The organism is Acidiphilium sp. JA12-A1 (assembly GCF_000724705.2).
In the GTDB taxonomy this organism is placed as follows: domain Bacteria; phylum Pseudomonadota; class Alphaproteobacteria; order Acetobacterales; family Acetobacteraceae; genus Acidiphilium; species Acidiphilium multivorum.
The window spans coordinates 1-7,005 of record NZ_JFHO01000111.1 but is presented as its reverse complement, the minus strand read 5'-3'; the positions used below and the strand labels follow the sequence as shown (position 1 = coordinate 7,005).

Annotated in this window: 6 protein-coding genes and 1 pseudogene; 3 read left to right on the top strand and 4 right to left on the bottom strand. The window is 56.0% G+C overall.

Translation table 11 applies throughout. The features are described from left to right. On the bottom strand, positions 1-736 hold a 736-nt coding region (locus tag RT91_RS17225), incomplete at its 3' end, for an IS110 family transposase (RefSeq protein ID WP_035188732.1). A 129-nt stretch (positions 737-865) separates the two neighbouring features. Further along, positions 866-1,807 (bottom strand): annotated as a pseudogene (locus RT91_RS17220) (transposase family protein); the annotation flags it as partial. Between the two features lie 114 nt (positions 1,808-1,921). Between RT91_RS17220 and RT91_RS17215 the strand changes: the two are divergent. Next, positions 1,922-3,316, top strand: coding sequence for an IS1634 family transposase (locus tag RT91_RS17215; protein ID WP_240314342.1), 1,395 nt, complete (start codon positions 1,922-1,924; stop codon positions 3,314-3,316). Positions 3,317-3,609: 293 nt separating this feature from the next. Here RT91_RS17215 and RT91_RS20850 read toward each other — a convergent pair whose 3' ends face one another. Next, a complete protein-coding gene (locus tag RT91_RS20850) occupies positions 3,610-4,515 on the bottom strand; it encodes a LysR family transcriptional regulator (RefSeq protein WP_082468644.1) in 906 nt (301 codons plus the stop codon). Positions 4,516-4,563: 48 nt separating this feature from the next. Here RT91_RS20850 and RT91_RS21660 point away from each other — a divergent pair, with 48 nt between their 5' ends. Further along, the gene (locus RT91_RS21660) at positions 4,564-5,277 is read left to right on the top strand and encodes a GNAT family N-acetyltransferase (RefSeq protein WP_152982865.1); all 714 of its coding nucleotides are present in this window, start codon (positions 4,564-4,566) and stop codon (positions 5,275-5,277) included. 220 nt (positions 5,278-5,497) lie between these two features. Here RT91_RS21660 and RT91_RS21655 read toward each other — a convergent pair whose 3' ends face one another. Further along, a complete protein-coding gene (locus RT91_RS21655; protein ID WP_035188724.1) occupies positions 5,498-5,722 on the bottom strand; it encodes a hypothetical protein in 225 nt (74 codons plus the stop codon). Between the two features lie 483 nt (positions 5,723-6,205). Here RT91_RS21655 and RT91_RS21650 point away from each other — a divergent pair, with 483 nt between their 5' ends. Continuing rightward, entirely contained in the window at positions 6,206-6,979 is a 774-nt protein-coding gene (locus RT91_RS21650) for a hypothetical protein (RefSeq protein ID WP_152982864.1), read from the top strand. The last annotated feature ends 26 nt before the right edge of the window (positions 6,980-7,005 follow it).

Sequence of the window (7,005 nt, the reverse complement as noted above, 5' to 3'; positions counted from 1 at the left end):
CGAGCCACGCTGCAAAATGCCGCCCGGTCTCAAAATTCGCGGGGTTCACATTGAGCGCCATGGTGATCGCGGTGATTGCCCCAACGCCGGGAATCGCGGCGAGGAGCTTGCTGACCGCGTTGGCCTTGTGCTGTTCGAGCAGCTGTCTCTCCAGTGCGTCGATCTTTGCATCGAGATCCGTCACATGCTGACCCATTTGCTCAAACATCGCCTTTGCAATTGCTGGAATCGCTTCCTCGGCAGACAGGAGAACAAGCAATGCTGAGACGTTCGCGCAGCCCTTGGCGGCAACGATGCCAAATTCCGCCGCGTGCCCCCGCAACGCGTTGATCGCCTGGGTTCGTTGATTCACCAAGAGTTCCCGGTGCTTCACGATGATTGCTGCCGCTTGCTCATCCACCGATTTGACCGGAACCGTGCGCATGGTCGGGCGGGATGCTGCCTCACTGATCGCTTCTGCGTCGTTGCGATCATTTTTACTCCGCTTCACGAAGGGCTTCACATATTGCGGTGGGATCAACCTTACCCGGTGGCCCATACCGCCCAACACCCGCCCCCAGTGGTGCGAGCCTGCGCAAGCTTCAAGAACCACCTCCGTCGGAGCCAATTTGACGAAGAACGGTTCAACCTGAGCCCGCCTGATCTCGCGCCGCAGTAACGGGCGCTCCTGGTCATCGACCCCATGGATCGTAAAAACATGCTTGGACGTGTCTATAGAAATCCGCTTAAATTCCATTGGGCGGCCCTTTCATTAGGTTCGTTGTTCGACCCTATATTGGCACATTGGATGCCGTTGGGCCGTCCACCCCAACAGAAATCAACGCCAATGGGAATCCCCTCGCGATTCAGACCGGTCGAAAGCCGCTCTAAACGAAGGCTGGAAAAAATTCACAAACAAGCGCGCCGCCGTATACAGCTCGGCCAGCACGGTGGTGGCACCCACGCCCTCGAAGCGGCGATAGCCAACCAGGCGGCGCACCACAGATCCGTTCTTCTGCTCAACCCACGCTTGATCGTTCTTGCGGTAGGGGCGGCAACGAGTGAAGGCGATGCCGGAGGCCGCGCAGTAATCACGCACCGTCTCATTGATAAAGACGCTGTCATTGTCCGTATCAAAACCCATCAGCGTAAAAGGCATCAGCTTGCGTAGTTCGGTGAGCACCGCGACCAGTAACGTCTGCTCGCGCACCAGCAGCGGCGCGCACTCGGACCAGCCAGTCGCAATGTCGGTCAACGTAAATGTCCACGCAAAACTCCCCTTCGCGACGGGGCCACTATGCGAGACTAGGTCGGCCTCAACGTACCCAGGAGCCGGATCACCCCAATCGTTAAACGTCCTGATCGGAACACTACGCCGGAGCGCGGTCCCGGCACCACCCCGTCGCCGCGGCCGACGGCTGCCGGCCTTCGCATCGCGCAGCGCCCGGTCAATCGTCGCGGCGCTCATCGCCGTCAGCTTTGCCTTTATGTCCGGCGCTACGTCCAGATGCCCATGGCGCTCCATCGCCTCCAAAAGAATCGGGATCAGCGGCCGGAGCCGTTTGCCGCACAATCGATCCGCCGCCTCCCACAGCACCACCAGCGCCGTTCTTACCGCTTCATCGTAAATCCGCCGTTTGCTGCGAGAGCCTGCTGCTTGCGTTGTCCGCGGCAACCGCAACAAACGCATCGCATGCTTGCGGTGAAATCCCGTCACCGCCACAAACTCATCGAGAACGCGGCCTTTGCTAACTCGATCAGACGATCGGTAGCGCTCACCGACCGCCTCGACCAACTCCACGCGCGTCGCCATACTCACCTTCCTCATCACCCGCTCCACGGCCATCTCGGGAGCATTTTAGATGAGGCAACAATCCTGTCCGGAGGAGCAAATCAGGCGAGGCAATGCGCTTCTCACCCAGATTGTCGCGCTACAGCTGCTGTGTTCGAGGAGCTGCTGGCCGGGCGGCAGTTCGAGTTCCCGGTCGAGCGCGCGGTGTTCGCCACCGTGATCCACCGGATCATGGTCTCGGGCTCGGATCGCGCCTGCGACAAATGGCTCGAGGATTACGACATTCCCGGCACCGAGGAGCTCGGCCTGCATCACCTCTACCGCGCCATGGCCTGGCTCGGCAAAGAGCTGCCGGACGAGGAACAGGGGGATGCCACGCCCTTTGCACCGCGGACGGTGAAGGATCTGGTGGAAGAGCGTCTCTTCGCCCGACGGCATGATCTGTTCACCGACCTCTCGGTCGTGTTCATGGACACCACCTCGCTGTATTTCGAAGGTGCCGGCGGCGAGACGCTGGGCGCGCGGGGCCACTCAAAGGATTACCGCCCACAGCTCGCGCAGATGATCCTGGGCGTGGTGATCGATCAGGACGGAAGGCCGATCTGCACCGAGATGTGGCCGGGCAACACCGCCGATGTCTCGGTACTGGTGCCGGTGATCGACCGCCTGCGGTCGCGCTTCGGCATCACCCGGGTCTGCGTTGTCGCCGATCGCGGCATGATCAGCGCCGCGACGATCGCCGCGCTGGAGGAGCGCGGACTGGAATACGTCCTCGGCGCAAGGGAACGCACCGACCGCATCGTCCGCGAGGTGGTGCTGGCCGATGAGCGCCCCTACATCCCGCTCTGCCTCGAGCGCGCCGGTGGCGACGAGACCCAGCTCTTCATCAAGGAGGTCAAAGTCGCGGGCAAGCATTACATCGTCTGCCGCAACGAGGCGGTGGCCATCGAAGAGGCCGAGACCAGGCGCCAGGTGGTCGCCGCCCTCGATCGTCAGCTGACGCGAGGCGACAAGGCGCTGATCGGCAACTCCGCCTATCGCCGCTTCCTGCGCCCAGTCAGCGACGCAAAGCCCGGCCGCAAGAGCAAGCTGTTCGAGATCGACGCCGGCAAGCTCGCCGAGGAAGCCCGCTTCGACGGCGTCTTCGTGCTGCGCTCCAATGCCAGGATCTCGCCGCTGCAGGCGGTGCTCCGCTACCGGGACCTGCAGAATGTCGAACGGCTGTTCCGTGTGGCGAAGGCGACGATGCGCACCCCGCCAATCTACCATTCCTCCGACGCCGCCATCCGCGGCCATGTGTTCTGTTCTTTTCTCGCGCTGATCCTGCACCAGGCGCTCGACGAAAAACTCCGCCGGGCCGGCAAGCGCGTCGAATGGGCCGATCTCCTGCGTGATCTCGACAGACTGCAGCACGGCGAAATCAGTCAGAACGGCAAGCGCTGGCAGGTCCGCACCGAAGCTGGCGCCGCGGCCTCAGCAGCCTTCAAGGCCGCCCCCATCGCCATGTCACCCCGTCTGCAGACCCCCCAGCAAGCCGTAGCCTAATCCGGCTGCGCATTCCGCCCTGTAGTGCCACAGCTCCGGCGTGCGCCCGATTTCACACGCCTTTTCAATTGCTTAGGAAAAACCGCTGTTTAACTGGGGTCAGGTCGCCCAGATCTTGCAAATCCCAATATTGCCCGCCGCTAAAAAGTCATGACCAAATCAGCAAAGTTCGATTTTTCACAGGTGACGAGGTTGAGAAAGATCAACGTTGTACGATCACTGTTACAGCGCAGTGGAAAACTCAATAACTGCAGCTTCAGTGTAGATCGTCAATGAAAATGGAATCATCTGATTTATTCTAACATAAATGCGGAACCGACGACAGGGTTTAAAAAGAATTCCGACTTTATGTAATCGATAAAAACTCTGATCCGGGGGACGTCTTTATTTTTTTTCGGACAACTGAGCCAAAACTCCATCTTCGGGGCATACCCATCTAAGTCGAGAATCTTGAGATTAGGCTCGCGTGCTTCAACACCCACAGGCTGAAGGCTCACACCGATGCCGCTGATTGTCGCCTCCCCCAATGCCCAAGAAGAATTTGTTGTATAGGTGACGCGGGGATGACTGCTAATCAGGTCAGACCAAACTTTCCAATCGCCGGTGTGGGGATAATGCAGGTGATTGCAAAGTCGATGGTGCTGTAAATCGCTTAGCGTCTTGGGGGTCCCGTGCATCTTTAAGTATTCGATAGCCGCGCACGGTTTAAGGGTCATTTTTCCGTGTGAGAGCAGAACCGCTTCGCGGCTTTTCGGCTCATGCCAGGTAAAATGGACATCGACATCCTCACCGCCTGGAGGCGGTGCGGCTGGGGATGTCATGACCTCAATGGTGATCCCAGGATATCGCCGATGGAACTCTTTCATGCGAGGTGGCAACCAGTAACCACCTATACCGTCAGAGGCCCAAAGCCGGATTTTTCCTGATAGCCCCATCTCCTCTGCAACGCGCGCATCGACATGTTTTACGGTCGCCTCAATGTCCACGACGAGTTGTGAGATCGCCTCACCGACAGGTGTAAGGAATGAGCCGCGCGCTGACCGATTGAACAATGTCAGCCCGAGATCCTTCTCAAGCGCAACCATATGACGGCTAATCGTCGATTGGTCGATATTGGTCCGTTGTGCTGCGTCGTTAAAACTCCGCGCCCGGGCTACGGCAAGAAAAAGACGCAGTTTATCCCAATCTCGAATGCTCATGTTATGCAGAATTGCATAGTGTTTTTGTTGAATCAAGCATTCTTACCCATGCTGATCTCCGAAAATATAACTCTGGGGATAACCTTTTTTGCGACACCACTCCGCGTAGCCCAACTATCCCCGGTTGGCTTGGCCCGCGCGCAAAGTGGTCTGGGAGACATTTCTATGGCTGATTGCTCTAAGCAAGCGCCTCTCAAGCAGGATTGCTTACGTGTGGTTCCGGTGTCCGGATGGGACGATTTAATGAAGGTGATGGCTATACGCTCCGCGGTTTATATGGGCGAGGGTGGAAGGTCATATCTGCATGAATTCGATGGCAACGACCACCATGCCACCCACATTTTGGCTCTTGTCGATGACGAGCCGGCAGGGTGTTGCCGGATAAGGTATTTCGGCGATTTTGCAAAGCCGGAGCGCCTCGCAGTGTTACCGAAATTCAGGCGCGGTCGCTATGGCAAAAGGGGGGTCCCTTACGAAATTGCCTCCTATGCATTTAGCTTTTGCGCGAAGAAGGGTTTCCGCACCATCTATGGGCATGCCGTGGAGCATCTCGTGTCTTTCTGGGCGCGATTTGGAACCAGCCCAATGCCGGACGGTTCCTTTGACATAGAGGGCTACCGCTGCGTGGCGATGTCCGGTTCGCTATCTGTGCCCAACGATGCGATTCATATCGATTCTGGCCATCTCGTTCTCGTCAGGCGGGAAGGGCATTGGGACGAACCAGGCGTTCTGGAGGGATTGGAGCATTCCGCTGGCGCTTGAAGCGACTGAAAACCCGCTAGGTCTCGCGCAAAAGCCGCTCTGAGTGTGGCCCTACCGGCGATGCAACTACGCATAACGATGATGCAGTTCTTGGTATTCTCTTAAATCCAAAGTTTTGTTTACTCTAGTGCAGAGGCATAAGAAGTGCGCATGAGGCAGCTATGCTTGCTGGATTTCGACGTCTGTTTACTGAACATCCGGACATGCGGGGCAAGAGCGATCAAGGATTCTGGCTGACTTTTGTGGGCGCGCTGGTGTTTTTGGGGACGTTTATGTTCTCGCCCCGCATGTGTGTGTGGCTGCCCTTCTGGGTGCCGAACTGGGCGGCTTCTTCCATCATGCGTGACGATACCTGGAAGCAGGCTGGGATTTGCTTCGCGCCGCCAATCCAGGCAGCGAGCAGCAAGCGGTGCTTGGGTTCGATCTGGCGAAGGCCAATCGGCAAGTATTGTCGGATTACGCGGCAGCCGCAGCTAATACAAAGAAAGATCAGAGATGCATCATCACCGTGTTGGCACGGTAGGTATGCCTTTAGCTAAAGAATGAGCAGCAAAGGTCGGTGGTATTGCATTGAATGAATGCTTCCGCGTGAAATTGCCTAAGCGTGCGTCAAGTTTTGTGTTGAGGCACTTGATCTTGTGACGATATTCTGGGTGTATGATTGCTAAAGATGCAGGGTCTTTCTTTTTGGAAGGAGAAATTTACGAACTAAATGACATAATACAGAGCGGAAAATTAGCGTTCTGATTTTTGTAGGATACTTTATACTGGTTCAGCAATATTTTTGCGATCAGCTTTGTAAGTTGGTATTCTGATTACTCAGAGACTCCAAACCTTCTCTTTTGTCGTGGGTAAGGTGAGCGCCTTTTACCTTGACACCTACAACTTCGGAGTTCATCCTCGAAGGAAATGCGGCTGTGGAGGATCTATGTCATCTCCAGAATCAATTCGCTTGTTGAGCGTCCCTTGGTCCGCTGAAGAGCTACTTCATGATTTGAACCAGGAAGACCTCACTATCAAAGAAAGTGTTCGGGAAAGTATCCACGACGAGATGTGGCGGAACTTAACCGCAGAATTTGATGCTAACCACCTCTGGAAACATATTATTCGGAAACGGTTGGCACTTACTGAGGATTTTCTCTCGTTCGGCTCAATTTGGCTAAGAGAAGAAAATAATCACTACGTTGGACTTAGGCACATCTACGCCGCCATTTACGGCGGAGAGCATGCGGAGATTGATAGGAAAGTGCAATTAAGAGTTCCGGACTTTTCTGAAATTGATCACTTTCTTGAAGACGAGCTGACCATATGTGCCTGCCTTGCCTATGATGAGCTTGCGAGTTTACGTGGATATGGCGATGCCAAGCCGCTTTATCGAAGTTTTGGTAGTCCAGCCGCCATGACATGGCTAAAGCGTGCGGCGAGGGATGAACTCTATCACTCCCTAAATGCCCGGTCCATTCTCAGAAAACATCATGGGCACGATCTCTTGGCCGTAACTGCGGTCCTACGAGAAGTAGTGAATTCTGAGCACGCTGATCCCAACGCCTATAAGGCAACGTTCCTGTTTGATCACGGTGAAGCACCAGGAGACAATCCGTTCTCGAAAGACTTCTTAGTTCAATGTGCGAACGACATTTGCATTAGCCTGGGTATCACTCCGGCCTTCGAAGGACAGTCAGATGAACACACCACCCAATAGACTTCAGCCCCCGCGCGTCGTGAAAT

Excerpts from the sequence above, each read along its gene's own strand:
- RT91_RS20850 (WP_082468644.1), bottom strand. The coding sequence starts at position 4,515 with ATGAGCATTCGAGATTGGGATAAACTGCGTCTTTTTCTTGCCGTAGCC.
- RT91_RS21660 (WP_152982865.1), top strand. The coding sequence starts at position 4,564 with ATGCTGATCTCCGAAAATATAACTCTGGGGATAACCTTTTTTGCGACA.
- RT91_RS21650 (WP_152982864.1), top strand. The coding sequence starts at position 6,206 with ATGTCATCTCCAGAATCAATTCGCTTGTTGAGCGTCCCTTGGTCCGCT.